The organism is Pseudomonas sp. 273, assembly GCF_029201425.1.
Taxonomy (GTDB): domain Bacteria; phylum Pseudomonadota; class Gammaproteobacteria; order Pseudomonadales; family Pseudomonadaceae; genus Pseudomonas; species Pseudomonas delhiensis.
Genome location: NZ_CP116775.1, coordinates 5,532,597 through 5,557,956, shown reverse-complemented (window position 1 = coordinate 5,557,956; position 25,360 = coordinate 5,532,597). Strand labels below are relative to the sequence as shown.

Sequence of the window (25,360 nt, the reverse complement as noted above, 5' to 3'; positions counted from 1 at the left end):
AGGGCGAGATTATAACGGTAAAGCGGTCCGGGCTTCACCCTGCCGATACCGGATCTTGCACACGCGAACCTGAATCCGAGCTGAATCGCCGGTGGCGGGCCTTGGGCCGCCGCGCACGCCAGTGCTATAGTTCGCCGCCGTTCGGCCTGTCTTGCGTCACCGTGTTCCGGCGGTTCGACGGGGCATTGCAGGGACAGGGCCGTCATGCAAGGAGTTCTATGAGCACCGATGAAAAATACGCTGTCGAGCTGAAGGGGGTTACCTTCAAGCGCGGTACCCGCGCCATCTTCGACAACGTGGATATCCGTATTCCGCGCGGCAAGGTCACCGGCATCATGGGGCCGTCCGGTTGTGGCAAGACCACCCTGCTGCGCCTGATCGCCGCACAGCTGCGCCCGGTCAGGGGCGACGTCATGGTCAACGGGCAGAACCTGCCCAAGCTGGCCCGTGCCGACCTGTTCGACATGCGCAAGCAGTTCGGCGTGCTGTTCCAGAGCGGCGCGCTGTTCACCGACCTGGACGTGTTCGAGAACGTCGCCTTCCCGCTGCGGGTGCACACCGACCTGCCCGAGGAGATGATCCGCGACATCGTCCTGATGAAGCTGCAGGCCGTGGGCCTGCGCGGCGCCGTCGAGCTGATGCCGGACGAGCTGTCCGGCGGCATGAAGCGCCGCGTGGCACTGGCCCGGGCGATAGCCCTGGACCCACAGATACTCATGTACGACGAGCCTTTCGTCGGCCAGGACCCGATCGCCATGGGCGTGCTGGTGCGGCTGATCCGCCTGCTCAACGACGCCCTGGGCATCACCAGCATCGTGGTTTCCCACGACCTGGCGGAAACCGCCAGCATCGCCGACTACATCTATATCGTCGGCGACGGCAAGGTGCTGGGGCAGGGCACGCCGGCGGAGCTCAAGGAGCTCGACGATCCGCGCGTGCGCCAGTTTATGAAAGGCATCCCGGATGGTCCGGTGCCCTTCCACTATCCCGCGCGCGACTACCGCGCCGACCTGCTGGGGAACGCTGATGCGCAAGACTTCACTGCTCGAGCGGATCCGCCTGCTCGGGCGGTCGGGCCTCGACGTGCTCGAGGCGCTCGGCCGTTCCACGCTGTTCCTCGGCCACGCCGTGCTCGGCCGCCGGGTGCCCGGCGGCATGGGCCAGCTGCTGGTCAAGCAGCTGTACTCGGTGGGCGTGCTGTCGCTGGCGATCGTCGTGGTTTCGGGCATCTTCATCGGCATGGTGCTGGCCCTGCAGGGCTACAACATCCTCAAGGACTACGGTTCCGAGCAGGCGGTGGGGCAGATGGTGGCCCTGACCCTGCTGCGCGAACTGGGCCCGGTGGTGACCGGCCTGCTGTTCGCCGGCCGCGCAGGCTCCGCGCTGACCGCCGAGATCGGCAACATGAAATCCACCGAGCAGCTTTCCAGCCTGGAGATGATCGGCGTCGACCCGCTGCGCTACGTGATCGCGCCGCGCCTGTGGGCCGGCTTCATCTCGATGCCGCTGCTGGCGGCGATCTTCAGCGTGGTCGGCATCTGGGGCGGCGCCGCCGTCGCCGTCGACTGGCTGGGCGTATACGAGGGCTCCTTCTGGTCGAACATGCAGAACAGCGTGCAATTCGGCGAGGATGTGCTCAATGGCGTGATCAAGAGCGTGGTGTTCGCCTTCGTTGTGACCTGGATCGCCGTGTTCCAGGGCTATGACTGCGAGCCGACCTCCGAAGGGATCAGCCGCGCGACGACTCGAACCGTGGTCTATGCCTCCCTGGCGGTACTGGGGCTGGACTTCATACTGACCGCTTTGATGTTTGGAGACTTCTGATGCAAACCCGCACCCTGGAAATCGGTGTAGGCCTGTTTCTTCTCGGCGGCCTGCTGGCCCTGCTGCTGCTGGCCCTGCGTGTCAGTGGACTGACCATCGGGCATTCCACCGACACCTACCAGCTGTATGCCTACTTCGACAACGTCGCCGGCGTGACCGTGCGCGGCAAGGTGACCATGGCCGGCGTGACCATCGGCAAGGTGGTCGCCGTGGACCTGGACCACGACAGCTACCGTGGCCGGGTGACCATGGAGATCAACAAGAGCGTCAACAACCTGCCGGACGACTCCACCGCGTCTATCCTCACCGCAGGCCTGCTGGGCGAGAAGTACATCGGCATCAGCGTCGGCGGCGACGACAAGATGCTCGCCGACGGCGGGGTGATCCACGACACCCAGTCCGCGCTGGTGCTGGAAGACCTGATCGGCAAGTTCCTGTTGAACTCGGTCAACAAAGAAGAGCCCAAGAAGCAATGACGATGATGAGGATGAACGCCATGCTGACTCTCCTGCGCCGCGGCCTGCTGGTCCTGCTCGCCGCGCTGCCGCTGATCGCCAACGCCAACGCCGCGCCCAATGCGCAGCAGGTGGTGCAGCAGACCGTCGACAACCTGCTGTCCGACCTCAAGACCAACAGGCCGGCCTACCGCGCCGATCCCAAGCAGCTCTACGCCGCCCTGGACCGCATCCTCGGCCCGGTGGTGGACTCCGAGGGCATCGCCAAGGGCGTGATGACCGTCAAGTACTCGCGCCAGGCCACCCCGGAGCAGATCAAGCGCTTCGAGACGGTGTTCAAGAACAGCCTGATGCAGTTCTACGGCAACGCCCTGCTCGAGTACGACAACCAGGACATCCGCGTGCTGCCGTCCACCGGCAAGCAGGACCCGGAGCGCTCCAGCGTGAACATGGAGATCCGTGACAGCAAGGGCACCGTCTATCCGGTGCAGTACACCATGGTCAACCAGGCGGGCAACTGGCGCCTGCGCAACGTGATCATCAACGGCATCAACATCGGCAAGCTGTTCCGCGACCAGTTCGCCGACTCCATGCAGAAGAACGGCAACGACCTGGAGAAGACCATCGCCGGTTGGGACCAGGTGGTCGCCCATGCCAAGGACGCCGCCAAGGGCAACCCGGACGAGGGCAGCGCGCAATGAGCAGCGCCGCCAGCATCAGCGAGGGCGCGGCCGGCGAGCTGCGCCTGGCCGGGGTGCTCGACTACCGCAGCGGTGCGCAGCTGCGCGAGCAGGGCAAGGCCCTGATCGCCGCGAGCGGCGCCCAGCAGCTGGTGGTGGACTGCTCGGCGGTGGAGAAATCCAGCAGCGTCGGCCTGTCGCTGTTGCTGGCCTTCCTGCGCGATGCCCACGACGCGGGCAAGAGCCTGCAGATCCGCAGCCTGCCCAAGGACATGCAGGACATCGCCAAGGTCAGCGACCTCGACGGCATCCTGCCGCTGCAGGGCTGACCGGGGCGGCCGGAAGCCCCTCCGTCCGCGACTTCCCCTGGCGGGGTTCGCAGGCGGGGGGCTTTTTTGTATCATTGCCGGCCCGCGCGCGTTGAGCGCCGATTGAGGTCGAGCATGCAGGCGATTGAAGTCAAGAACTTCCTGGAAACCAAGCTTCCGGGTACCCAGGTCGAAGTGGAAGGCGAAGGCTGCAACTTCCAGCTGAACCTGATCAGTGACGAACTGGCCGGTCTGAGCCCGGTGAAACGTCAGCAGCAGATCTACGCGCACCTTAACGAGTGGATCGCCAGTGGCGCCATCCATGCCGTGACCATGAAATTCTTCAGCCGCGCCGCCTGGGCCGAGCGTTCCTGAGCCGCCGGGGATAACCTGCTATGGACAAACTGATCATTACCGGCGGTTCCCGTCTCGACGGCGAAATCCGCATCTCCGGCGCCAAGAACTCCGCGCTGCCGATCCTCGCCGCCACCCTGCTGGCGGACACCCCGGTCACCGTGTGCAACCTGCCGCACCTGCACGACATCACCACCATGATCGAGCTGTTCGGTCGCATGGGCGTGCAGCCGGTGATCAACGAGAAGCTCAACGTCGAAGTCGACGCCAACAGCATCAAGACCCTGGTCGCGCCCTACGAGCTGGTGAAGACCATGCGCGCCTCGATCCTGGTGCTCGGCCCCATGGTCGCGCGCTTCGGCGAGGCCGAGGTGGCCCTGCCCGGCGGCTGCGCCATCGGTTCGCGTCCGGTCGACCTGCACATCCGCGGCCTCGAGGCCATGGGCGCGCAGATCACCGTCGAAGGCGGCTACATCAAGGCCCGGGCCCCGGCCGGTGGCCTGCGCGGCGCGCACTTCTTCTTCGATACCGTGTCCGTGACCGGTACCGAGAACATCATGATGGCCGCGGCCCTGGCCAACGGCCGTACCGTGCTGGAAAACGCAGCCCGCGAGCCTGAGGTGGTCGACCTGGCCAACTGCCTGATCGCCATGGGCGCGCAGATCCAGGGCGCCGGCACCGACACCATCGTCATCGACGGCGTGAAGCGCCTGGGCGGCGCCAAGTACAACGTGCTGCCCGACCGCATCGAGACCGGCACCTACCTGGTCGCCGCCGCGGCCACCGGTGGCCGTGTCAAGCTCAAGGACACCGATCCGACCATCCTCGAGGCGGTGCTGCTGAAGCTGGAGGAGGCCGGTGCGCACATCAACACCGGCAACGACTGGATCGAGCTGGACATGAAGGGCAACCGGCCGAAGGCGGTGAACATCCGCACCGCGCCGTACCCGGCGTTCCCCACCGACATGCAGGCCCAGTTCATCTCGCTGAACGCCGTGGCCGAAGGCACCGGCGCGGTGATCGAGACCGTGTTCGAGAACCGCTTCATGCACGTCTACGAGATGAACCGCATGGGCGCGCAGATCCTGGTCGAGGGCAACACCGCCATCGTCACCGGCGTGCCGCAGCTCAAGGGCGCCCCGGTCATGGCCACCGACCTGCGGGCTTCCGCCAGCCTGGTGATCGCGGGCCTCGTGGCCGAGGGCGACACCCTGATCGACCGCATCTACCACATCGACCGTGGCTACGAGTGCATCGAAGAGAAGCTGCAACTGCTCGGCGCCAAGATCCGCCGCGTACCGGGCTAGGGCTGACCAGACATGCTGACCATCGCCCTGTCCAAGGGCCGGATCCTCGATGACACCCTGCCGCTGCTCGCAGCGGCAGGCATAGTGCCGACCGAGAATCCGGACAAGAGCCGCAAGCTGATCATCCCCACCAGCCTCGACGACGTGCGCCTGCTGATCGTCCGCGCCACCGACGTGCCGACCTACGTCGAGCACGGCGCCGCCGACCTCGGCGTGGCCGGCAAGGACGTGCTCATGGAGTACGGCGGCCAGGGCCTGTACGAGCCGCTGGACCTGCGTATCGCCAACTGCAAGCTGATGACCGCGGGCGCGGTCGGCGCGCCGGAGCCCAAGGGCCGCCTGCGGGTGGCCACCAAGTTCGTCAACGTCGCCAAGCGCTACTACGCCGAACAGGGCCGCCAGGTCGACGTGATCAAGCTCTACGGCTCGATGGAGCTGGCGCCGCTGATCGGTCTGGCCGACAAGATCATCGACGTGGTCGACACCGGCAACACCCTGCGCGCCAACGGCCTGGAGCCCCAGGAGCTGATCGCCCACATCAGCTCGCGCCTGGTGGTCAACAAGGCCTCGATGAAGATGCAGCACGCCCGCATCCAGGCGCTGATCGACACCCTGCGCGACGCCGTCGAGGCGCGACACCGTCACTGATATCCACCGCGGTCCCATGACCGCGGCAGCCTATCCGTGTCATAGCCAATTTTCTCGGGTGCCCGCACGGCAGGCTTGCTAGTCTAGCGGCGCCCGAGATCACGCCAATTAAAGAGGCCAGCTATGACCGCACCCTTCGCCATCCGTCGACTCAATGCCGCCGATCCGGACTTCGCGCGTCATCTGGACCATCTGCTGTCCTGGGAAAGCGTGTCCGACGACGCCGTGAACCAGCGCGTGCTGGACATCATCGCCGCCGTGCGCAGCCGCGGCGACGCCGCCCTGGTCGAGTTCACCCAGCGCTTCGACGGCCTCGCCGTCAACTCCATGGCCGACCTGATCCTGCCGCGCGAGCGCCTGGAACTGGCCCTGACGCGCATCACCCCGGCCCAGCGCGAGGCGCTGGAAACCGCCGCCGAGCGCGTGCGCAGCTACCACGAGAAGCAGAAGCAGGACTCCTGGCGCTACACCGAGGCCGACGGCACCGTGCTCGGCCAGCAGGTCACCCCGCTGGACCGCGCCGGCCTGTACGTACCCGGCGGCAAGGCATCCTATCCGTCCTCGGTGCTGATGAACGCGATTCCCGCCAAGGTCGCCGGCGTCGCCGAGGTGGTGATGGTGGTGCCGACGCCGCGTGGCGAGATCAACGAGATCGTCCTGGCCGCCGCCTGCATCGCCGGCGTCGACCGCGTCTTCACCATCGGCGGCGCCCAGGCCGTGGCCGCGCTGGCCTATGGCACCGAGAGCGTGCCCCAGGTGGACAAGATCGTCGGCCCGGGCAACATCTACGTGGCCACCGCCAAGCGCCACGTGTTCGGCCAGGTGGGCATCGACATGATCGCCGGCCCCTCGGAGATCCTCGTGGTCTGCGACGGCGGCACCGACCCGGACTGGATCGCCATGGACCTGTTCTCCCAGGCCGAGCACGACGAGGACGCCCAGTCGATCCTGGTCAGCCCGGATGCCGCCTTCCTCGACAAGGTCGCCGCCAGCATCGAGAAACTGCTGCCGACCATGGAGCGCGCCGAGATCATCCGCACCTCGCTGGGCAACCGCGGCGCGCTGATCCAGGTCGCCGACCAGGCCCAGGCCTGCCAGGTGGCCAACCGCATCGCCCCGGAGCACCTGGAGCTGTCGGTGGCCGACCCGCAAAGCTGGCTGCCGAGCATCCGCCACGCCGGCGCCATCTTCATGGGCCGCTACACCGCCGAGGCCCTGGGCGACTACTGCGCAGGCCCGAACCACGTGCTGCCGACCTCCGGCACCGCGCGCTTCTCCTCGCCGCTGGGGGTGTACGACTTCCAGAAGCGTTCGTCGATCATCTTCTGCTCGGCCGATGGCGCCTCGGTACTCGGCAAGACCGCCTCGGTCCTGGCCCGCGGCGAGTCGCTGACCGCCCATGCCCGCAGCGCCGAATACCGCATCAAGAACTGAACCCGTGCCGCCGCCCCGTGACGGGGCGGCCCCACCACCGCATTCGAGGAGAGAAGGGCGATGAGCAAGTTCTGGAGCCCCTTCGTCAAGGACCTGGTGCCCTACGTGCCGGGTGAGCAACCCAAGCTGGCCAAACTGGTCAAGCTGAACACCAACGAGAACCCCTACGGCCCGTCGCCCAAGGCGCTGGCCGCCATGCAGGGCGAGCTGAACGATGCCCTGCGGCTGTACCCGGACCCCAACGCCGACCGCCTGAAGCAGACCATCGCCGACTACTACGGCGTGCGCCCGGGCCAGGTGTTCGTCGGCAACGGCTCCGACGAGGTGCTGGCCCACGCCTTCCACGCACTGTTCCAGCACGACGGCCGGCCGCTGCTGTTCCCCGACGTGACCTACAGCTTCTACCCGGTGTACTGCGGCCTCTACGGCATCCCCTTCGAGGCGCTGGCGCTGGACGAGCAGTTCCAGATCCGCGTCGAGGACTACGCCAGGCCCAACGCCGGCATCATCTTCCCCAACCCCAACGCCCCCACCGGCTGCCTGCTGCCCCTGGAGGCCATCGAGCGCCTGCTGCTGGCCAACCCGGACAGCGTGGTGCTGGTGGACGAGGCCTACGTCGACTTCGGCGGCGAGACCGCAATCGCCCTGGTGGAGCGCTACCCGAACCTGCTGGTGGCGCAAACCCTGTCCAAGTCGCGCTCCCTGGCCGGGCTGCGCGTCGGCCTGGCGGTCGGCCACGAGGACCTGATCGAGGCCCTGGAACGGGTCAAGAACAGCTTCAACTCCTACCCGCTGGACCGCGTGGCCCAGGCCGGCGCCATCGCCGCCTTCGAGGACCGCGAGTACTTCCAGCGCACCTGCCAGGCGGTGATCGACAGCCGCGAGAAGCTGGTGGGCGAGCTGAGCGGCATGGGCTTCGAGGTGCTGCCCTCGGCGGCCAACTTCATCTTCGCCCGCCACCCGCGGCACGACGCCGCCGAGCTGGCCGCCGGCCTGCGCGAGCAGGGCGTGATCGTGCGCCACTTCAGGCAGGAACGCATCGCCCAGTTCCTGCGCATCAGCATCGGCACCGAGGAGCAGAACCAGGCGCTGCTGGACGCCCTGCGCCCGCGGCTCTGAGCCTTCCTCGGCAGGAAAAGCAACGGCGCCCTCGGGCGCCGTTCTTCGTCATTGCTGCTGTTGCTGCGCGGGCGGGGCCGGCGGCGGGCGCAGGCCCACTTCGGCCTGCAGGGTGACGTGCTTGCCGTTGCGCAGCACCTGGATGCTGATCTGCTCGCCCGGCTTGGTGCGCGCCACCTGGTTCATCGCGGTGCGGCCATCGGCGGCCTTCTTGCCGTCGATGTCGAGGATGATGTCGCCCGGCTGCATGCCGGACTGGGCCGCGGGGCCGTCGCGGTAGACGCCGGCGACCACCACGCCGCCCTGGTCCTGCAGGCCGAAGGACTCGGCCAGCTCCGGCGTCAGCGGCTGCACCTCGACACCCAGCCAGCCGCGGATCACCGAGCCGTGCTCGATGATCGACTGCATCACCTCCAGCGCCAGCTTGACCGGGATGGCGAAGCCGATGCCCTGGGAGCCGCCGGACTTGGAGAAGATGGCGGTGTTGATGCCCACCAGGTTGCCGCTGGCGTCCACCAGGGCGCCGCCGGAGTTGCCCGGGTTGATCGCCGCGTCGGTCTGGATGAAGTCCTCGTAGGTGTTCAGCCCCAGCTGGTTGCGGCCGGTGGCGCTGATGATGCCCATGGTCACCGTCTGGCCCACGCCGAAGGGGTTGCCGATGGCCAGGCAGACGTCGCCGGTGCGGATGCCGTCGGAACGGCCGAGGGTCATCACCGGCAGATCCTTGAGGTCGATCTTGAGCACCGCCAGGTCCGTCTCCGGGTCGCTGCCGACCAGGCGCGCGGTGGTCTCGCGGCCGTCGCGCAGGGCCACGACTATCTGGTCGGCGCCGGCGGTGACGTGGTTGTTGGTCAGCAGGTAGCCTTCCGGGCTCATGATCACCGCCGAGCCCAGGCTCGACTCCATGCGCTTCTGTTGCGGCAGGTTGTCGCCGAAGAAGCGGCGGAACAGCGGGTCGTCGAGCATCGAGTTGCCCGGCCGGCTGACCATCTTGGTGGTGTACAGGTTGGCCACGGCCGGGGCGGCGCGGGTCACGGCGTCGGCATAGGTCCCGGGGCCCTGCTGCAGGCGGCTGAGCAGGGGCGCCTGCTGCAGGTGGACTTCCTGTTCGGGCAGGCCGACCCATTCGGGGTTACGCTGGATGATCAGCAGCGCCAGCAAGACGCCGACAAGCGCGGGCCAGCCGAGAAAACGCAGGGCCTTCAGCATCGGAGGACGATCCTTGGGGGTTGCTCGGCCTGGGGAAGGCCGCTAGGGTGGCCGCCATTATACGGGCGGCGTGGCAAGAAAATAGCCGTCTCCCCTAATGCCTGGAGGAAATTCGATGGCGATCGATCTGACCGAGCTGGTCGAAGAGGCCGACCGCTACCTGGACGCCGCGCGCATCCAGGACTACTGCCCCAATGGCCTGCAGGTGCAGGGCCGGCCGCAGGTGCGGCGCATCGTCAGCGGCGTCACCGCCAGCCAGGCGCTGCTGGACGCGGCGGTGGCCGCGCAGGCCGATGCGGTGCTGGTCCACCATGGCTACTTCTGGAAGGGCGAGAATCCCTGCGTGGTGGGCATGAAGCAGCGCCGCCTGAAGACCCTGCTGGCCCACGACATCAGCCTGATCGCCTACCACCTGCCGCTGGACCTGCACCCGCAGGTGGGCAACAACGTGCAGCTGGGGCAACAGCTCGGCCTGCACGTCGAGGGCCCGCTGGAGCCGGGCAACCCGCGCTCCATCGTGTTGCTGGGCGCCCCCGCGGCGCCCACGGCGCCAGCCGATTTCGCCGCCCACGTGGCCCGGGTGCTGGGCCGCGAGCCGCTGCTGGTGGAAGGCGAGCGGCCGATCCGGCGCATCGCCTGGTGCACCGGCGGCGCCCAGGGCTACATCGACCAGGCCATCGCGGCGGGCGTGGATGCCTACCTCACCGGCGAGGTCTCCGAGCAGACGGTGCACAGCGCCCGGGAGAACGGCATCACCTTCATCGCCGCCGGCCACCATGCCACAGAGCGCTACGGCGTACAGGCGCTGGGCCGTTACCTGGCCGAGCGCTTCGGCATCGAGCACCGCTTCATCGACTGCCCGAACCCCGCCTGATGCGGCGGGGCATTCAGGGCGTCGAGGCGTAGCGGCGCCGGGCCTGGTCCACGGCCGCGCCCAGCTGCCAGACCGCCATCGCGTAGTGGGTGCTGTGGTTGTAGCGGGTGATCACGTAGAAGTTCGGCAGGCCGTACCAGTACTGGTAGTTGCGGCCCATGTCCAGGCGCAGCAGGCTGGCGCTCTGGTGCTTGCCCAGCGGCGCCTGCGGGCGCAGCCCGGCGGCGCTCAGCGTCTGGATCGGATACTGCGTCTTGAAGCCATCCTCGAGCCCGCGCGCCTGGCCGCTGGCCGGCACGGCGATGCTGTCGTGGGTGACCCAGCCGTGCTGCTGGAAATAGTTGGCGACGCTGCCGATGGCGTCCTGCGGGTCCCACAGGTCGACGTGGCCGTCGCCATCGAAGTCCACCGCGTAGCGGGCGAACGAGGTCGGCATGAACTGGCCGTAGCCCATGGCGCCGGCGTAGGAACCGCGCAGGGCCAGCGGGTCGTCGCGCTCCTTGCGCGCCAGCAGGAGGAACTGCTCCAGCTCGCCGGTGAAGAAGTCGGCGCGCCGCGGGTAGTCGAAGGCCAGGGTGGCCAGGGCGTCCATGATCCGCGTCTTGCCCATCACCCGGCCCCAGCGGGTTTCCACGCCGATGATGCCGACGATGATCTCCGGCGGCACGCCGTAGGTCTTCGAGGCGCGCTCGAGCGCGTCTTCGTACTGGTTCCAGAAGGCCACGCCGTTCTGGATGTTGTCCGGGGTGATGAACTTCCTGCGGTAGCGCAGCCAGGCGCCATTGGGGCCGCTCGGCGCCTGGTAGGTCGGCGCCTGGCGGTCCATCAGGCGGATCACCCAGTCCAGGCGCTGGGTGCGGCCCAGCACGTCCTGCAGCTGCTGGCGATCGAAGCCGTGCAGGCTGACCATCCGGTCGACGAAACGCCGCGCGTTCGGGTTGTTGGCGAAGTCGCCGGTCAGCGGGCTGATCGGCTGCACCGGGTTCGCCGGGGTGTACAGGCGCGTCGTGGTGGGCGCGCCACCCTTTTGCGGGGCGGTTGCCGGCGGCGGCGAGGTGGGCTTGCTGCTGCAGGCGGCGATCAGGAGGAACAGGGGCAGGAGCGGGGCGATGCGGCGCATGGGAAATCTGCTGGGGCGTCGGGAATGAAGGTATGGTAGCGCAGATGGGCGCGCCTACTGGGGCATACTCTAGCGGAGGCCGGGGTGCGCTTCCTCCTGAATTCGCGCCTGGCCCGTTTTCCCGCGCTGCCGGTCGGCAAGGCTGTTCGTCGGCGGGTCGGGCGTCTGTGGATATCTTCTTTCCAGCGGCGCGCCCCAGCCCGCCCGCCAAGGCCGGGGCCCTAGTCTCCTGGGCGCTGGCGCGGTCTGACAAGTGGCTATATGAGTATATTCTTTCGGTATAAGTGGGCGCCCGGTTAGAGTCTGGCGTTGTGGTAGAGTGCGCCCTCGTCTACGGCCCGAAGGCCGTCCATAAGCAATTCCGTGAGTAGCCATGGTCGACAAACTGACGCATCTGAAACAGCTGGAGGCGGAAAGCATCCACATCATCCGCGAGGTGGCCGCCGAGTTCGACAACCCGGTGATGCTGTACTCGATCGGCAAGGACAGCGCGGTGATGCTGCATCTGGCGCGCAAGGCCTTCTTCCCCGGCAAGCTGCCGTTCCCGGTGATGCACGTCGACACCCGCTGGAAATTCCAGGAGATGTACCGCTTCCGCGACAAGATGGTCGAGGAAATGGGCCTGGACCTGATCACCCACATCAACCCCGATGGCGTGGCCCAGGACATCAACCCCTTCACCCACGGCAGCGCCAAGCACACCGACATCATGAAGACCGAAGGCCTCAAGCAGGCCCTCGACAAGTACGGCTTCGACGCCGCCTTCGGTGGTGCCCGCCGCGACGAGGAGAAGTCCCGCGCCAAGGAGCGCGTCTACTCCTTCCGCGACAGCAAGCACCGCTGGGACCCGAAGAACCAGCGCCCGGAGCTGTGGAACGTCTACAACGGCAAGGTGAAGAAGGGCGAGTCGATCCGCGTCTTCCCGCTGTCCAACTGGACCGAGCTGGACATCTGGCAATACATCTACCTGGAACAGATCCCGATCGTCCCGCTGTACTTCGCCGCCGAGCGCGAAGTGATCGAGATGAACGGCGCGCTGATCATGATCGACGACGAGCGCATCCTCGAGCACCTCAGCGATGAACAGAAGGCCAGCATCCAGAAGAAGATGGTGCGTTTCCGCACCCTGGGCTGCTACCCGCTGACCGGCGCGGTGGAATCCACCGCCACCACGCTGCCGGAAATCATCCAGGAAATGCTGCTGACGCGCACTTCCGAACGCCAGGGCCGGGTCATCGACCACGACCAGGCAGGTTCGATGGAAGAAAAGAAACGTCAGGGGTATTTCTAAGAAGCGGCTACAGGCTGCAGGCTTCAAGCTGCAGGCTCCAGGCAAGAACGGAGTGCTGCGAATGGATTTCGAACGGCTTGAAGTCTGGCAAAAGGCCAGGACGCTTACGGTAGATGTATATCGCGGCTTCGCAGGATGCCGCGATTACGGTTTCAGGGATCAGATCACTCGTTCGGCCCTGTCCATTCCCAGCAATATCGCCGAGGGCATGGAGAGAGGGAGCGAGAGGGAGAAGTGCCGGTTCCTCTGGATCGCGAAGGGTTCTTGTGCAGAGCTCAGGACGCAGATTCTGGTGGGTGCCGACATCGGTTACATCAGTCCCTCAGTCGCCGACCACTGGCTTGAAGAGTCGACGCGGATCTCTCGGATGCTGACCGGCCTGATTGGCCGGATTTCAGAGTAATTTTTGGCGCTGTAAGCCTGCCGCCTGCAGCTTGCAGCCTGGAGCCCACGAAATGTCGCATCAATCTGAATTGATCAGCGAGGACATCCTCGCCTACCTGGCCCAGCACGAGCGTAAAGAGCTGCTGCGCTTCCTCACCTGCGGCAACGTCGATGATGGCAAGAGCACCCTGATCGGGCGCTTGCTGCACGACTCCAAGATGATCTACGAGGATCACCTGGAGGCCATCACCCGCGACTCGAAGAAAGTCGGCACCACCGGCGACGACGTCGACCTGGCGCTGCTGGTGGACGGCCTGCAGGCCGAGCGCGAGCAGGGCATCACCATCGACGTGGCGTACCGCTACTTCAGCACCGCCAAGCGCAAGTTCATCATCGCCGACACCCCCGGCCACGAGCAGTACACCCGCAACATGGCCACCGGCGCGTCCACCTGCGACCTGGCCATCATCCTGATCGACGCCCGCTACGGCGTGCAGACCCAGACCCGCCGGCACAGCTTCATCGCCTCCCTGCTGGGCATCAAGCACATCGTCGTCGCCATCAACAAGATGGACCTGAAGGACTTCGACCAGGGCGTGTTCGAGCAGATCAAGGCCGACTACCTGCAGTTCGCCGAGAAGATCAACCTGAAGGCCAGCTCGCTGCACTTCGTCCCCATGTCGGCGCTCAAGGGCGACAACGTGGTCAACAAGTCCGAGCGTTCGCCCTGGTACACCGGCCAGTCGCTGATGGAGATCCTCGAGACCGTCGAGATCGCCGGCGACCGCAACCTGGACGACATGCGCTTCCCGGTGCAGTACGTCAACCGCCCGAACCTGAACTTCCGCGGCTTCGCCGGCACCCTGGCCAGCGGCATCGTGCGCAAGGGCGACGAGGTCGTGGCGCTGCCGTCGGGCAAGGGCAGCAAGGTCAAGTCCATCGTCACCTTCGAAGGCGAGCTGGAACACGCCGGCCCGGGCCAGGCCATCACCCTGACCCTGGAAGACGAGATCGACGTCTCCCGTGGCGACATGCTGGTGCATGCGGACAACCGCCCGCAGGTCACCGACGGCTTCGACGCCATGCTCGTGTGGATGGCCGAGGAGCCCATGCTCCCGGGCAAGAAATACGACATCAAGCGCGCCACCAGCTATGTGCCGGGCTCGATCCCGAGCATCACCCACAAGGTGGACGTGAACACCCTGGAAGAGACCGCCGCCAGCGAACTCAAGCTCAACGAGATCGCCCGCGTGAAGGTCAGCCTGGATGCGCCCATCGCCCTCGACGGCTATGCGCAGAACCGCACCACCGGCGCCTTCATCGTCATCGACCGGCTGACCAACGGCACCGTCGGCGCCGGCATGATCATCGCCGCGCCGCCAGCCGGCCAGAGCCATGCCGGCCACCACGGCCAGGGCGCCCACGTGAGCCGCGAGGAGCGCTCCGCGCGCTTCGGTCAGCAGCCGGCCACGGTGCTGTTCAGCGGCCTCTCCGGCGCCGGCAAGAGCACCCTGGCCTACGCCCTGGAGCGCAAGCTGTTCGACATGGGCCGCGCGGTCTACGTGCTGGATGGCCAGAACCTGCGCCACGACCTGAACAAGGGCCTGCCCCAGGACCGCGCCGGGCGCACCGAGAACTGGCTGCGCACCGCCCACGTCGCCAGGCAGTTCAACGAGGCCGGGCTGATCAGCCTGTGCGCCTTCGTCGCGCCCAGCGCCGAAGGCCGCGAGCAGGCCAGGGCGCTGATCGGCGACGAGCGCCTGATCACCGTCTACGTCCAGGCATCGCCGCAGGTCTGCCGCGAGCGCGACCCGCAGGGCCTGTACGCGGCCGGCCAGGACAACATCCCCGGCGAGTCCTTCCCCTACGACGTGCCGCTGGATGCCGACCTGGTGATCGACACCCACCACCAGTCGGTGGAAGAGGGCGTCAAGGCGGTCCTCGACATGCTGCGCCAGCGCGGCGCGATCTGATCGCGACAGCGTTGTGAAAAGCCCCGCCTAGGCGGGGTTTTTTCTTTTTTGTGTAGGCGCGAGCTTGCTCGCGAAGGGGGCTGCCGAGGACTTTAGATGCCGGGCTTTAGAGCGCCCTCTCCCCAGCCCTCTCCCTGAAGGGAGAGGGGGCCTGTCCGTGCCGAGAGGAGGAATGGTTTCAGTCGGAAACCAACGGTGTTGCCGGCTGACTCCAGAATATCCAAGCACACCGAACGGTCCCCTCTCCCTTCAGGGAGAGGGTTAGGGAGAGGGGCTCTTCGGGGCGAACACCAGGCACCAGCCGATAAACACCCTTCGCGAGCAAGCTCGCTCCTACGAAAGCCTGTTTCCAGACATGAAAAAACCCCGCCATGGCGGGGCTTTTTTCCGGGGCGCTGCGGGCTCAGAGCTTGCGCTTGAGACCGTAGGTCTCGTCCAGGGTGCCGGGGCCTTCGCCGGTCTTCGGCGCGTAGTCCTTCGGCGCTTCCTGGCTGGCCGGCGGGGTCAGGCGTTCGCGGCGCTCGGGGTAGCTGTCCTCGGCGTGCAGGGCGGCCAGCAGGCGCTGCTTGGTCTGCTCGTCGAGGGCCAGGCGCTCGGCGCTCTCGGACAGGTGTTCCTGGACGTCCTGGTAGCTCTGGGTGAGCTTCTTCACCAGGCTGGCGGTGGTGTTGAAGTGCGTCACCACCTCGCGCTGGTAACTGTCGAAGCGTTCCTGCAGGTCATCGACCTGGCGTTGCATGCGGTTGGGCGCGGCGCCGGGCAGCAGGCGAGCGATCAGGAAGCCGACAGCGGCCCCGACGAGCAGAGCGATGACCGGGACCAACCAGGTGGTGAGGGACTGTTCCACGCGAATCCTTCCTCTATAGACGGCTTTGCTTTACGTTAGCGACTTGCACCTGCGCTGTATACCACGGGGCGAGGCCTCGGTGTCGGCGCGGTATCGAGCTAGACGAGACGACCCGCCTCGGGGTCACGGAGTTGCTGTTTGTCCACCCGCGAAATCCCCCTGTTCATCGATGGCCCGGACGGCCCCCTGGAAGCCCTGCACCTGGACACGCCGGACGCCGTCGGCGTGGCGCTGATCTGCCATCCGCACCCGCTGTTCGCCGGCACCATGCAGAACAAGGTGGTCGCCACCCTGCAGCGCATCGCCCGGGATGCCGGCTACGCCACCCTGCGTTTCAACTTCCGTGGCGTCGGCCAGAGCGCCGGCAGCTACGCAGACGGCCGTGGCGAGATCGACGACGCCCTGGCCGCGGCCCGCTGGCTCGGGGAGAAACACCCCGGCCTGCCGCTGACGCCGATGGGCTTTTCCTTCGGCTCCTGCGTGGCCGGCAACGCCGCCGCGCGCCTGGAAGGGCAGGGCGTGGCCCTGCGCCACCTGTTCATGCTGGCGCCGCCGGTGGAACGCTTCGCCGTCGAACTGCCGCGGCAGTGCTCCATCACCGTGGTACAGCCCGAAGATGACGAAGTGGTGACCCCGGCCCGCGTCTACGCCTGGAGCGAGTCGCTGGCGCTGCCCCACGAACTGCTGCGCGTGCCTGAGTGCAGCCACTTCTTCCACGGCAAGCTGATCGAGCTCAAGGACCTGCTGCAGCCCCGGCTCGCGCCGGCCGGCGCCGCGGGTTAACATCCAGGCCGCTCATTTTTCCCGCGCTGATTTCTGGTATCCCATGACGACCCGCATCCTCACCGGCATCACCACCACCGGCACCCCGCACCTGGGCAACTACGCTGGCGCCATCCGCCCGGCGATCGTCGCCAGCCGCGACCCGCAGGCCGACTCCTTCTACTTCCTGGCCGACTACCACGCGCTGATCAAGTGCGACGACCCGCTGCGCATCCAGCGCTCGCGCCTGGAGATCGCCGCCACCTGGCTGGCCCTGGGCCTGGATACCGACAAGGCGACCTTCTACCGCCAGTCCGACATTCCCGAGATCCCCGAGCTGACCTGGCTGCTGACCTGCGTCACGGCCAAGGGCCTGCTCAACCGCGCCCACGCGTACAAGGCCTCGGTGGACAAGAACGTCGAGGCCGGGGAGGACCCGGACGCCGGCGTCAGCATGGGCCTGTACAGCTACCCGATCCTGATGGCCGCGGACATCCTGATGTTCAACGCGCACAAGGTGCCGGTCGGCCGCGACCAGATCCAGCACGTGGAGATGGCCCGCGACATCGGCCAGCGCTTCAACCACCTGTTCGGCAACGGCAAGGAGCTGTTCACCCTGCCGGAAGTGGTGATCGAGGAAGAAGTGGCGACCCTGCCGGGCCTGGACGGGCGCAAGATGTCCAAGAGCTACGACAACACCATCCCGCTGTTCGGCAGCAGCAAGCAGCTCAAGGACGCCATCGCCCGCATCGTCACCGACTCCCGCGCCCCCGGCGAGCCGAAGGACCCGGACAATTCGCACCTGTTCACCCTCTACCAGGCCTTCGCCACGCCGGCGCAGCTGGCCGAGTTCCGCGCCGCGCTGCTCGAGGGCCTGGCCTGGGGCGAAGCCAAGCAGCGCCTCTACGAACTGCTGGAAGCCGAGCTGGGCGAGGCCCGCGAGCGCTACCACACGCTGATCGCCCGCCCCGCCGACCTGGAGGACATCCTCCTGGCCGGCGCCGCCAAGGCCCGTCGCATCGCCACCCCGTTCCTCGGCGAGCTGCGCGAGGCCGTGGGCCTGCGCTCCTTCCGCGAGCAGGTGCAGGTGGCCGGCGAGGGCAAGAAGAAGGCCGCCAAGAGCGCGCGCATCGTCAGCTTCCGCGAGGAAGACGGCAGCTTCCGCTTCCGCCTGCTGGACGCCGCCGGCGAGCAGCTGCTGCTGTCCAATGCCTTCGCCGACGGCAAGTCTGCCGGGGCGGTGAGCAAGCGCCTGCAGAGCGGCGAGGCGCTGGACCTGCGCGCCGAAGGCAATGCCTTCGCCCTGTGGCTGGACGGTGCGGCCGTGGCGCAGAGCCCGGCGTTCGCCGACGCCGCCAGCCGCGACGCCGCCATCGAGCGTGTGCGCGAGGCGCTGGCGCCCCAGGAGTAAGGCCGCGAACGGCCATCCTCGACGGATGGCCGATTGCCAAGAGGCGGGGCCGTCGCTAAAGTGTCGGCCCCGTTTTCGTTGCCTTGCTACCGATCATGACGCCTCTTCAGCGCTACCAGGAAGACCTCAAACGTCCCGATTTCTTCCACGATGCGGCCCAGGCCAATGCCGTGAAGCACCTGCAGCGTCTGTACGACGACCTGCTGGCGGCCGACCAGGCCAAGCCCGGGTTGTTCGGCAAACTGCTCGGCAAGAAGCCCAACGGGCCGGTCAAGGGCCTGTACTTCTGGGGCGGCGTGGGGCGCGGCAAGACCTACCTGGTGGACACCTTCTTCGACGCGCTGCCGTTCAAGCAGAAGATGCGCACGCACTTCCACCGCTTCATGAAGCGCGTGCACGAGGAAATGAAGACTCTCAAGGGCGAGAAGAACCCGCTGACCATCATCGGCAAGCGCTTCGCCGACGAGGCCCGGGTGATCTGCTTCGACGAATTCTTCGTCTCCGACATCACCGATGCCATGATCCTCGCGACCCTGCTGGAGGAGCTGTTCAAGAACGGCGTCAGCCTGGTGGCGACCTCCAACATCGTGCCCGACGGCCTGTACCGGGACGGCCTGCAGCGCGCCCGCTTCCTGCCGGCCATCGCCCTGCTCAAGGAGCACACCGAGGTGGTCAACGTCGACAGCGGCGTGGACTACCGCCTGCGGGCCCTGGAGCAGGCCGAACTGTACCACTGGCCGCTCACCGAGCAGGCCGAGCAGGCCATGGCCCGCGACTTCCGCAAGCTCACCCCGGAATGCGCCGCGGCCACCCGCGACGACGTGCTGATGATCGAGAACCGCGAGATCCGCGCGCGCCTGACCTGCGACGACGTGGCCTGGTTCGAGTACCGCGAGCTGTGCGACGGCCCGCGCAGCCAGAACGACTACATCGAGCTGGCGAAGATCTTCCATGCGGTGCTGATCTCCAACGTCGAGCAGATGAACGTGGCCAAGGACGACATGGCCCGCCGCTTCATCAACCTGGTGGACGAGTTCTACGACCGCAACGTCAAGCTGATCATCTCCGCCGAGGTCGAGCTGAAGGACCTGTACACCGGCGGCCGCCTGGAGTTCGAGTTCCAGCGCACCTTGAGCCGCCTGCTGGAGATGCAGTCCCACGAGTTCCTCAGCCGACCGCACCGGCCTTGATGGGGTAGTGGTGATGCGAAAAGGGCTGCCGGATGGCAGCCCTTTTTCGTTTCTGGCTCTTCGTAGGAGCGAGCTTGCTCGCGAAGGGTGTTGGCCGGATAGTTTGGTGCCAAGGTTGAGCCCGCTCCCTCTCCCCAACCCTCTCCCTGAAGGGAGAGGGGGCCGTACGGCGTAAAGCGTAATCTCAGTGCTCATTGCTACCGTGATGCTGCCGGCGAACGCCGATATGTCCGTTGGCACGGACAGTCCCCTCTCCCTTCAGGGAGAGGGTTAGGGAGAGGGGCTCTTCGGGACGGACACCAAGCGGCCGCCAGAAAACACCCTTCGCGAGCAAGCTCGCTCCTACGAAAAGCATTCAGCGCTGCGCGGTCTGCGCCTCGGCCTTCTGCAGCAACTGCCTGGCGTGCGCCACTTCCAGGGCTTCCATGGCGTTGATCGGCTTGATCGCCACCGCTTTCTGCAGTTGTTCCAGGGCCTTCCGCTGCTCGTCATCGCCATACACGTAGCCCAGCGCGTTGGCATATTCGTAGTGCCCGATGGGCAGGTCGTCGCTGGCGCGGAAGGAGCGGGCGAAGTAGCTCTCCATCTTGTCCGCGCTGACGCCGTAGGTCATGCGCCCGACCAGCTTGCCGACCTTGCGGATCACCCCGGCCTCGTAGCCGCCGTACAGCGCCAGGGCGAAGGGCTGGTTGGGCTGCTTGGCGAGAATGGCGTCCAGTTCCCTGGGGATGTCGCTGGTGTAGCCGCGCTTGAGCACCACCGGCACCGGCAGTTCCTCCGCCAGCCGGGCCTTGGCATAGGCGCGGCCGAACTGGGCGATGGGGTCGGCGTTGAGCAGCGGGCCGGCCTGGTCGGTGTAGCTGATCACTTCCTCCAGCAACTGCTGCTTGTCCGCCGCCGGGGCCAGGAACATGGCGTAGAGCACCTGGGCGAACATCGCCGGCACCTGGCCGCCGACGCCCAGGGCCAGGCCGTCCTGCTTGGCCTGGGCGAAGTCGCCGCGGAACACCTTGCGCCATACGTCCTGCAGCTTCTCGGCGTAGGCCTGGGCTTCCTCGGGCTTGCCGCTGAAGCCGCTGCCGGCGGCGACGGTCCTGGCCACCGCGTCCGGGTGGGCGGCGGCCATCTTCGTCACCCAGGCAGCGTCGGGGAAGGGGTAGCCGCCGAAGCCGCGGGTCAGCTGCGGCCAGGCGCTGCGCAGCTTGTCGCCTGAATAGTCGAAAGCGTTCTGGTCGTAGGGGAAGGGCTTCCAGTCCCCCGCGGCGAAGGCGGGCAGGCAGAAGCTGGCGAGCAGGACGAGCAATAGGCGGCGCATGGCGGTATCCCGTGTTCTTGTTCTGGAAGGGCAGCCCCGATCATAGGCGGCTGCCCCGGTGCACGGGACCTATCCTACGGCTGGCGTGTTTCAGGCCTCTTTCCGCCGGTACTGGTTGCGGTAGTGGTTGGGTGACAGCTTGGTGTGCTGGCGGAACAGTCGGGCGAAGAAGCTGGCGTCGTCGTAGCCCACCTCGTAGCTGATGGTCTTGATGCTCTTGCGCGAGGTCGACAGCAGGCTGCGCGCCGTCTCGATGCGCAGGCGCTGCAGGTAGTGCAGCGGCTTGTCGCCGGTGGCGGCCTGGAAGCGGCGCATGAAGTTGCGGATGCTCATGCCGTGCTCGCGGGCCACGTCCTCGAAGCGGAACTTGTCCGCGTAGTGCTCCTCCAGCCATTGCTGGACCTGCAGGATGGCCGGGTCGTGGTGCAGCTTCTGGCCGCCGAAGCCCAGGCGCCCGGGGGTGTAGCTGCGCTGCACCTCGAAGAGGATGTCGCGGGAGACGCCCTGGGCCACGTTGGCGCCGCAGAAGCGCTCGATCAGGTACAGGTAGAGGTCGCGGGCGGAGGTCACGCCGCTGGCGGCGTAGAGGTTGTCGGCGTCGGTGATGTGCTTCTCGCGGTTGAGCAGCACCTTGGGGTAGCGCGCGGCGAAGTCGTCGAAGAAGCGCCAGTAGGTGGTCGCCTCCTTGCCGTCCAGCAGGCCGGCCTCGGCCAGCCAGAACACCCCGGTGGCCTCGCTGCCGATGGCGCAGCCGGCGGCGTGGCGTTCGCGCAGCCAGGGCACCACCTGTGGATAACGCGCCAGCAACTGGTCGAAGTCGCCCCAGAAGGCCGGCAGTATCACCAGGTCGGATTCGTCGAGGGCGCCGTCCACCGCCAGCAGGTCGCCGCTGAACGCGCGCACCGGCTGGCCGTCGGGGCTGACGATGCGGCTGCGCAGCAGCGGCGTGAGGCCCAGGCCTTCCTGCCTGCCGAAGCGCAGGCTGGCCATGTGCAGAAAGTCCCGCGCCTGCATGAGGGTAGAGGCGAAGACACCGTCGGTCGCAAGAATGCTGACCCTTTTCAGGGAAGATACGGATTGTTCGGACATCGTTCTTATCATTGTTGTTGAGGGCCGCATTCGACGCTTAACCGGTCAAATGGCGGCTGGATCGTCTTATTTTTTGGCGCAAGTGTCCAGTAGGCGCCGCTCGGCGGGCTGCCCTACATTCGGCCCTCCAGCGAGGCGCCAGGAGGCGAGCATGATCCCCAGAACCCTGTTCAGTTCCGACCATGAGCTTTTCCGCGACAGCGTGCGCAAGTTCCTCGAGCAGGAAGCCGTGCCTTTCCACCACCAGTGGGAGAAGGACGGCCACATCGACCGCGCCCTGTGGAACAAGGCGGGGGAGGCAGGGATGCTCTGCTCGCACATCCCCGAGGCCTACGGCGGCATGGCCGCGGACTTCCTCTACAGCGCCGTGGTGATCGAGGAGATCGGCCGCTTCGGCCTGACCGGCATCGGCTTCTCCCTGCACTCGGACATAGTCGCGCCCTACATCCTGCATTACGGCAGCGAGGCGCAGAAACTGCACTACCTGCCGAAGCTGGTTTCCGGCGAGATGGTCGGCGCCATCGCCATGACCGAGCCGGGCGCCGGCTCCGACCTGCAGGGGGTGAAGACCACCGCGGTGCTGGATGGCGATGAATACGTCATCAACGGCTCCAAGACCTTCATCACCAACGGCTTCCTCGCCGACCTGGTGATAGTGGTCGCCAAGACCGACCCCAAGGCCGGCGCCAAGGGCACCAGCCTGTTCCTGGTCGAGGCCGGCACCCCGGGCTTCGAGAAGGGCAAGCGCCTGGAGAAGGTCGGCATGAAGGCCCAGGATACCTCCGAGCTGTTCTTCCAGGACGTGCGGGTGCCCAGGGAGGCCCTGCTCGGCCAGCCGGGGCAGGGCTTCGTCTACCTGATGCAGGAGCTGCCCCAGGAGCGCCTGACCGTGGCCCTGGGCGCCCTGGCCTCGGCCGAGGCGGCGCTGAAGTGGACACTCGACTACACCCGCGACCGCAAGGCCTTCGGCAAGGCCGTGGCGGACTTCCAGAACACCCGCTTCAAGCTGGCCGAGATGGCCACCGAGATCCAGGTCGGGCGCACCTTCGTCGACCGCTGCCTGGAGCTGCACCTGGAAGGCAAGCTCGACGTACCCACCGCGGCCATGGCCAAGTACTGGACCACCGACCTGCAGTGCAAGGTACTCGACGAGTGCGTGCAACTGCACGGCGGCTACGGCTACATGTGGGAATACCCGGTGGCCCGCGCCTGGGCCGACGCGCGGGTGCAGCGCATCTACGCGGGGACCAACGAGATCATGAAGGAAATTATCGCCCGGTCGTTGTAAGCGGCTGCGGGCCTTTCGTAGGAGCGAGCTTGCTCGCGAACCTTCCTTGCACCGGGCCAGTCCGGCAGAGTGCGGTTCGCGAGCAAGCTCGCTCCTACAGGGGCTGCTTTCAGGGCGCCGGGTTGGGCTGGTCCTTGTGGATCGCCTCGATGCCGGCCAGTACCTCTTCCGAGAGCTGCAGGTGGAGGCTGCCCAGGTTGCTTTCCAGCTGCTCCAGCGAGGTCGCGCCAATGATGTTGCTGGTCACGAACGGCTGGCGGGTGACGAAGGCCAGGGCCATTTGCGCCGGGTCCAGGCCGTGCTCGCGGGCCAGGGCCACGTAGCGGGCGCAGGCGCGCTCGCTCTGCGGGTTGGTGTAGCGGGTGAAGCGGCTGAACAGGGTGATGCGGGCGTTGGCCGGGCGCGCGCCGTTGTCGTACTTGCCCGAGAGCATGCCGAAGGCCAGCGGCGAGTAGGCCAGCAGGCCGCAGCGCTCGCGGATGGCGATTTCCGCCAGGCCCACCTCGAAGCTGCGGTTGAGCAGGTTGTAGGGGTTCTGGATCGACACCGCCCTTGGCCAGCCGCGCTGCTCGGCCAGCTGCAGGAAGCGCATGGTGCCCCAGGGCGTCTCGTTGGACAGGCCGACGTGGCGGATCTTGCCGGCGCGCACCTGCTCGTCGAGCACGTCCAGGGTTTCCTCCAGCGGGGTGAAGTCCTGGGCCTTGTGCTGGTAGCCGAGCTGGCCGAAGAAGTTGGTGCTGCGCTCGGGCCAGTGCAACTGGTAGAGGTCGATCCAGTCGGTCTGCAGGCGCTTCAGGCTGGCGTCCAGCGCGGCCACGATGTTCTTGCGGTCATGCTTGAGCTGGCCGTCGCGGATGTGGCTGATGCCGTTGCCGGGGCCGGCCACCTTGCTGGCCAGGATCCAGTCGGCGCGGTCGCCGCGCTGGCGGAACCAGTTGCCGATAATCTGCTCGGTGCGCGAGTAGGTTTCGGCGCGCGGCGGCACCGGGTACATCTCGGCGGTGTCGATGAAGTTGACGCCGGCGGCCTTGGCCAGGTCGATCTGGGCGAAGGCCTGGGCTTCGCTGTTCTGCTCCCCCCAGGTCATGGTGCCGAGGCACAGGGCGCTGACTTGCAGTCCGGTGCGGCCGAGCGGGCGGTACTCCATGCGCTTCTCCTAGTGAAATCGAGTGTCGACGAGGTTGTAAATTCTGCCGGAATCTGCATAATTCGCCAGCCTTTCATCGGTGGGGGATGCCTAGCCTGCCGATTGATACATCTAGTCGTTACGGACGCACACTGACCCGAGCCCCAAATCGTGTCTGTTTCTGGCTGTCCTTGACTTGTCAAGGCAACCACTGTCCAGTAAGATTCGCCGTCTTATTTTCAGGCGGCCCCTGAGGCTATAACGAATGAAAACTTTCACCGCGAAACCAGAAACTGTTAAGCGCGACTGGTTCGTCGTCGACGCTGCTGGCCTGACCCTGGGTCGCCTGGCTACCGAAATCGCTACCCGCCTGCGCGGCAAGCACAAGCCGGAATACACCCCGCACGTTGACACCGGCGACTACATCGTCGTCATCAACGCCGAGCAGGTTCGTGTCACTGGCGCGAAAACCACCGACAAGATGTACTACCACCACTCGGGCTTCCCGGGCGGTATCAAGTCGATCAACTTCGAGAAGCTGATTGCCAAGGCTCCCGAGCGCGTCATCGAGATCGCGGTCAAAGGCATGCTGCCGAAGAACCCGCTGGGTCGCGACATGTACCGCAAGCTGAAAGTGTACAAGGGTGCCAGCCACCCGCACACCGCTCAGCAGCCTCAAGAACTGAAGATTTAACGGGATAGCTCATCATGTCGGCGACTCAAAATTACGGCACTGGCCGTCGTAAGACCGCTACCGCACGCGTCTTCCTGCGTCCGGGTACCGGCAATATTTCCATCAACAACCGCAGCCTGGACGTGTTCTTCGGCCGCGAAACCGCTCGCATGGTCGTACGTCAGCCGCTCGAGCTGACCGAGAACACCGAGAAGTTCGACATCTACGTCACCGTCGTCGGTGGTGGTGTCAGCGGCCAGGCCGGTGCGATCCGCCACGGTATCACCCGCGCCCTGATCGAATACGACGAAACCCTGCGCAGCGCCCTGCGCAAAGCCGGTTACGTCACCCGCGACGCCCGTGAGGTTGAGCGTAAGAAAGTCGGTCTGCGTAAAGCGCGTAAGCGTCCGCAGTACTCCAAGCGTTAATACGGCGCTTCGAAAAAAACGCCCAGCTCCAACAGGACTGGGCGTTTTTTTATGCCTAGGATTAAGGTGGCCGGCAATTTATGCGGCAAGGTGTCGCACGCCTGAGAGCCGCGTGGCACAAGGGCTCCAGCTTCCTGTTCAAGGGTAATTACCTTGTCAGGTACAGGGCTTTTCTTTACCATTTGGCGAATTTTTCTGCGGCACAACTTTTACTCTAAGGCCCGAGAAGATAACGGGCTAAAGCTGATGGG

The 25,360-nt window shown here is 66.4% G+C and carries 25 protein-coding genes and 1 pseudogene; 20 read left to right on the top strand and 6 right to left on the bottom strand.

The window, feature by feature from the left end; all coding sequences use genetic code 11:
• Positions 1–218 precede the first annotated feature (218 nt).
• The 10 genes and pseudogenes from PKO50_RS25370 to hisC all read left to right on the top strand — a co-directional run.
• Positions 219–1,019 (top strand): annotated as a pseudogene (locus PKO50_RS25370) (ATP-binding cassette domain-containing protein); the annotation flags it as partial.
• Positions 1,020–1,026: 7 nt separating this feature from the next.
• Positions 1,027–1,824 (top strand): lipid asymmetry maintenance ABC transporter permease subunit MlaE, encoded by a 798-nt coding sequence (gene mlaE / locus PKO50_RS25365; protein WP_109931848.1) that lies wholly within the window; start codon positions 1,027–1,029, stop codon positions 1,822–1,824.
• Positions 1,824–2,300: an outer membrane lipid asymmetry maintenance protein MlaD gene (gene mlaD / locus PKO50_RS25360; protein ID WP_109931847.1), complete on the top strand. Its 477-nt coding sequence runs from the start codon at positions 1,824–1,826 to the stop codon at positions 2,298–2,300. Before mlaE ends, mlaD begins: the two co-directional genes overlap by 1 nt.
• Positions 2,301–2,320: 20 nt before the next feature.
• A complete protein-coding gene (locus PKO50_RS25355) occupies positions 2,321–2,980 on the top strand; it encodes an ABC transporter substrate-binding protein (protein ID WP_109932927.1) in 660 nt (219 codons plus the stop codon).
• A complete protein-coding gene (locus PKO50_RS25350) occupies positions 2,977–3,288 on the top strand; it encodes an STAS domain-containing protein (protein WP_275627585.1) in 312 nt (103 codons plus the stop codon). The genes PKO50_RS25355 and PKO50_RS25350 overlap by 4 nt, the downstream gene beginning before the upstream one ends.
• Before the next feature lie 114 nt (positions 3,289–3,402).
• Positions 3,403–3,642 (top strand): BolA family protein, encoded by a 240-nt coding sequence (locus PKO50_RS25345; RefSeq protein ID WP_109931843.1) that lies wholly within the window; start codon positions 3,403–3,405, stop codon positions 3,640–3,642.
• Between the two features lie 20 nt (positions 3,643–3,662).
• Positions 3,663–4,928 (top strand): UDP-N-acetylglucosamine 1-carboxyvinyltransferase, encoded by a 1,266-nt coding sequence (gene murA, locus PKO50_RS25340; protein ID WP_089390624.1) that lies wholly within the window; start codon positions 3,663–3,665, stop codon positions 4,926–4,928.
• A gap of 12 nt (positions 4,929–4,940) precedes the next feature.
• Complete coding sequence (hisG, locus tag PKO50_RS25335; RefSeq protein ID WP_109931841.1) at positions 4,941–5,576, top strand: ATP phosphoribosyltransferase; 636 nt, start codon at positions 4,941–4,943, stop codon at positions 5,574–5,576.
• 123 nt (positions 5,577–5,699) lie between these two features.
• On the top strand, positions 5,700–7,010 hold the full coding sequence (hisD, locus tag PKO50_RS25330; RefSeq protein ID WP_275627584.1) for a histidinol dehydrogenase: 1,311 nt from the start codon (positions 5,700–5,702) through the stop codon (positions 7,008–7,010).
• A gap of 60 nt (positions 7,011–7,070) precedes the next feature.
• Entirely contained in the window at positions 7,071–8,129 is a 1,059-nt protein-coding gene (gene hisC / locus PKO50_RS25325; RefSeq protein WP_275627583.1) for a histidinol-phosphate transaminase, read from the top strand.
• Positions 8,130–8,177: 48 nt separating this feature from the next.
• On the opposite strand, the gene algW is transcribed toward hisC, so the two are convergent.
• Positions 8,178–9,338, bottom strand: a complete 1,161-nt coding sequence (gene algW, locus PKO50_RS25320; protein ID WP_089390628.1) for a Do family serine endopeptidase AlgW — start codon at positions 9,336–9,338, stop codon at positions 8,178–8,180.
• Between the two features lie 115 nt (positions 9,339–9,453).
• Between algW and PKO50_RS25315 the strand changes: the two genes are divergently transcribed.
• Positions 9,454–10,212 carry a Nif3-like dinuclear metal center hexameric protein gene (locus PKO50_RS25315; RefSeq protein WP_089390629.1) on the top strand — a complete coding sequence of 253 codons (759 nt, stop codon included), beginning with the start codon at positions 9,454–9,456 and terminating at the stop codon, positions 10,210–10,212.
• Positions 10,213–10,225: 13 nt separating this feature from the next.
• On the opposite strand, the gene mltB is transcribed toward PKO50_RS25315, so the two are convergent.
• Positions 10,226–11,332, bottom strand: a complete 1,107-nt coding sequence (gene mltB, locus PKO50_RS25310) for a lytic murein transglycosylase B (RefSeq protein ID WP_275627582.1) — start codon at positions 11,330–11,332, stop codon at positions 10,226–10,228.
• Between the two features lie 373 nt (positions 11,333–11,705).
• On the opposite strand from mltB, the gene cysD reads away from it, so the two are divergent.
• From cysD to cysN, 3 genes are all read left to right on the top strand, one after another.
• Entirely contained in the window at positions 11,706–12,623 is a 918-nt protein-coding gene (gene cysD / locus PKO50_RS25305; protein WP_043272357.1) for a sulfate adenylyltransferase subunit CysD, read from the top strand.
• Positions 12,624–12,684: 61 nt separating this feature from the next.
• Positions 12,685–13,026, top strand: a complete 342-nt coding sequence (locus tag PKO50_RS25300) for a four helix bundle protein (RefSeq protein ID WP_275627581.1) — start codon at positions 12,685–12,687, stop codon at positions 13,024–13,026.
• 52 nt (positions 13,027–13,078) lie between these two features.
• Positions 13,079–14,980: a sulfate adenylyltransferase subunit CysN gene (gene cysN / locus PKO50_RS25295; RefSeq protein ID WP_275627580.1), complete on the top strand. Its 1,902-nt coding sequence runs from the start codon at positions 13,079–13,081 to the stop codon at positions 14,978–14,980.
• A gap of 403 nt (positions 14,981–15,383) precedes the next feature.
• On the opposite strand, the gene PKO50_RS25290 is transcribed toward cysN, so the two are convergent.
• Positions 15,384–15,827: a DUF1043 family protein gene (locus PKO50_RS25290; RefSeq protein ID WP_089390633.1), complete on the bottom strand. Its 444-nt coding sequence runs from the start codon at positions 15,825–15,827 to the stop codon at positions 15,384–15,386.
• A gap of 138 nt (positions 15,828–15,965) precedes the next feature.
• Here PKO50_RS25290 and PKO50_RS25285 point away from each other — a divergent pair, with 138 nt between their 5' ends.
• The 3 genes from PKO50_RS25285 (at position 15,966) to zapE (ending at position 19,190) form a co-directional block, all read left to right on the top strand.
• The gene (locus PKO50_RS25285) at positions 15,966–16,610 is read left to right on the top strand and encodes an alpha/beta hydrolase (protein ID WP_275627579.1); all 645 of its coding nucleotides are present in this window, start codon (positions 15,966–15,968) and stop codon (positions 16,608–16,610) included.
• Positions 16,611–16,653: 43 nt separating this feature from the next.
• Entirely contained in the window at positions 16,654–18,000 is a 1,347-nt protein-coding gene (locus PKO50_RS25280) for a tryptophan--tRNA ligase (RefSeq protein ID WP_275627578.1), read from the top strand.
• Positions 18,001–18,095: 95 nt separating this feature from the next.
• On the top strand, positions 18,096–19,190 hold the full coding sequence (zapE, locus tag PKO50_RS25275; protein WP_275627577.1) for a cell division protein ZapE: 1,095 nt from the start codon (positions 18,096–18,098) through the stop codon (positions 19,188–19,190).
• Positions 19,191–19,545: 355 nt separating this feature from the next.
• Here zapE and PKO50_RS25270 read toward each other — a convergent pair whose 3' ends face one another.
• Positions 19,546–20,505 (bottom strand): hypothetical protein, encoded by a 960-nt coding sequence (locus PKO50_RS25270; protein WP_275627576.1) that lies wholly within the window; start codon positions 20,503–20,505, stop codon positions 19,546–19,548.
• Positions 20,506–20,595: 90 nt separating this feature from the next.
• A complete protein-coding gene (locus tag PKO50_RS25265; RefSeq protein WP_275630528.1) occupies positions 20,596–21,495 on the bottom strand; it encodes a GlxA family transcriptional regulator in 900 nt (299 codons plus the stop codon).
• A 250-nt stretch (positions 21,496–21,745) separates the two neighbouring features.
• On the opposite strand from PKO50_RS25265, the gene PKO50_RS25260 reads away from it, so the two are divergent.
• Positions 21,746–22,882, top strand: coding sequence for an acyl-CoA dehydrogenase family protein (locus PKO50_RS25260; protein ID WP_275627575.1), 1,137 nt, complete (start codon positions 21,746–21,748; stop codon positions 22,880–22,882).
• A gap of 109 nt (positions 22,883–22,991) precedes the next feature.
• Here PKO50_RS25260 and PKO50_RS25255 read toward each other — a convergent pair whose 3' ends face one another.
• Positions 22,992–24,029 (bottom strand): NADP(H)-dependent aldo-keto reductase, encoded by a 1,038-nt coding sequence (locus PKO50_RS25255; RefSeq protein WP_109932060.1) that lies wholly within the window; start codon positions 24,027–24,029, stop codon positions 22,992–22,994.
• Between the two features lie 244 nt (positions 24,030–24,273).
• On the opposite strand from PKO50_RS25255, the gene rplM reads away from it, so the two are divergent.
• Together rplM and rpsI are read left to right on the top strand one after the other, a co-directional pair.
• Complete coding sequence (gene rplM / locus PKO50_RS25250) at positions 24,274–24,702, top strand: 50S ribosomal protein L13 (RefSeq protein WP_109932058.1); 429 nt, start codon at positions 24,274–24,276, stop codon at positions 24,700–24,702.
• 14 nt (positions 24,703–24,716) lie between these two features.
• On the top strand, positions 24,717–25,109 hold the full coding sequence (gene rpsI / locus PKO50_RS25245) for a 30S ribosomal protein S9 (protein WP_009617885.1): 393 nt from the start codon (positions 24,717–24,719) through the stop codon (positions 25,107–25,109).
• Positions 25,110–25,360: the final 251 nt, after the last annotated feature.

What these genes read in the sequence shown, in the direction of transcription:
- mlaE (WP_109931848.1), top strand. Translation starts at nt 1,027, where the DNA reads ATGCGCAAGACTTCACTGCTCGAGCGGATCCGCCTGCTCGGGCGGTCG.
- mlaD (WP_109931847.1), top strand. Translation starts at nt 1,824, where the DNA reads ATGCAAACCCGCACCCTGGAAATCGGTGTAGGCCTGTTTCTTCTCGGC.
- PKO50_RS25355 (WP_109932927.1), top strand. Translation starts at nt 2,321, where the DNA reads ATGCTGACTCTCCTGCGCCGCGGCCTGCTGGTCCTGCTCGCCGCGCTG.
- PKO50_RS25350 (WP_275627585.1), top strand. Translation starts at nt 2,977, where the DNA reads ATGAGCAGCGCCGCCAGCATCAGCGAGGGCGCGGCCGGCGAGCTGCGC.
- PKO50_RS25345 (WP_109931843.1), top strand. Translation starts at nt 3,403, where the DNA reads ATGCAGGCGATTGAAGTCAAGAACTTCCTGGAAACCAAGCTTCCGGGT.
- murA (WP_089390624.1), top strand. Translation starts at nt 3,663, where the DNA reads ATGGACAAACTGATCATTACCGGCGGTTCCCGTCTCGACGGCGAAATC.
- hisG (WP_109931841.1), top strand. Translation starts at nt 4,941, where the DNA reads ATGCTGACCATCGCCCTGTCCAAGGGCCGGATCCTCGATGACACCCTG.
- hisD (WP_275627584.1), top strand. Translation starts at nt 5,700, where the DNA reads ATGACCGCACCCTTCGCCATCCGTCGACTCAATGCCGCCGATCCGGAC.
- hisC (WP_275627583.1), top strand. Translation starts at nt 7,071, where the DNA reads ATGAGCAAGTTCTGGAGCCCCTTCGTCAAGGACCTGGTGCCCTACGTG.
- algW (WP_089390628.1), bottom strand. Translation starts at nt 9,338, where the DNA reads ATGCTGAAGGCCCTGCGTTTTCTCGGCTGGCCCGCGCTTGTCGGCGTC.
- PKO50_RS25315 (WP_089390629.1), top strand. Translation starts at nt 9,454, where the DNA reads ATGGCGATCGATCTGACCGAGCTGGTCGAAGAGGCCGACCGCTACCTG.
- mltB (WP_275627582.1), bottom strand. Translation starts at nt 11,332, where the DNA reads ATGCGCCGCATCGCCCCGCTCCTGCCCCTGTTCCTCCTGATCGCCGCC.
- cysD (WP_043272357.1), top strand. Translation starts at nt 11,706, where the DNA reads ATGGTCGACAAACTGACGCATCTGAAACAGCTGGAGGCGGAAAGCATC.
- PKO50_RS25300 (WP_275627581.1), top strand. Translation starts at nt 12,685, where the DNA reads ATGGATTTCGAACGGCTTGAAGTCTGGCAAAAGGCCAGGACGCTTACG.
- cysN (WP_275627580.1), top strand. Translation starts at nt 13,079, where the DNA reads ATGTCGCATCAATCTGAATTGATCAGCGAGGACATCCTCGCCTACCTG.
- PKO50_RS25280 (WP_275627578.1), top strand. Translation starts at nt 16,654, where the DNA reads ATGACGACCCGCATCCTCACCGGCATCACCACCACCGGCACCCCGCAC.
- zapE (WP_275627577.1), top strand. Translation starts at nt 18,096, where the DNA reads ATGACGCCTCTTCAGCGCTACCAGGAAGACCTCAAACGTCCCGATTTC.
- PKO50_RS25270 (WP_275627576.1), bottom strand. Translation starts at nt 20,505, where the DNA reads ATGCGCCGCCTATTGCTCGTCCTGCTCGCCAGCTTCTGCCTGCCCGCC.
- PKO50_RS25265 (WP_275630528.1), bottom strand. Translation starts at nt 21,495, where the DNA reads ATGGCCAGCCTGCGCTTCGGCAGGCAGGAAGGCCTGGGCCTCACGCCG.
- PKO50_RS25260 (WP_275627575.1), top strand. Translation starts at nt 21,746, where the DNA reads ATGATCCCCAGAACCCTGTTCAGTTCCGACCATGAGCTTTTCCGCGAC.
- PKO50_RS25255 (WP_109932060.1), bottom strand. Translation starts at nt 24,029, where the DNA reads ATGGAGTACCGCCCGCTCGGCCGCACCGGACTGCAAGTCAGCGCCCTG.
- rplM (WP_109932058.1), top strand. Translation starts at nt 24,274, where the DNA reads ATGAAAACTTTCACCGCGAAACCAGAAACTGTTAAGCGCGACTGGTTC.
- rpsI (WP_009617885.1), top strand. Translation starts at nt 24,717, where the DNA reads ATGTCGGCGACTCAAAATTACGGCACTGGCCGTCGTAAGACCGCTACC.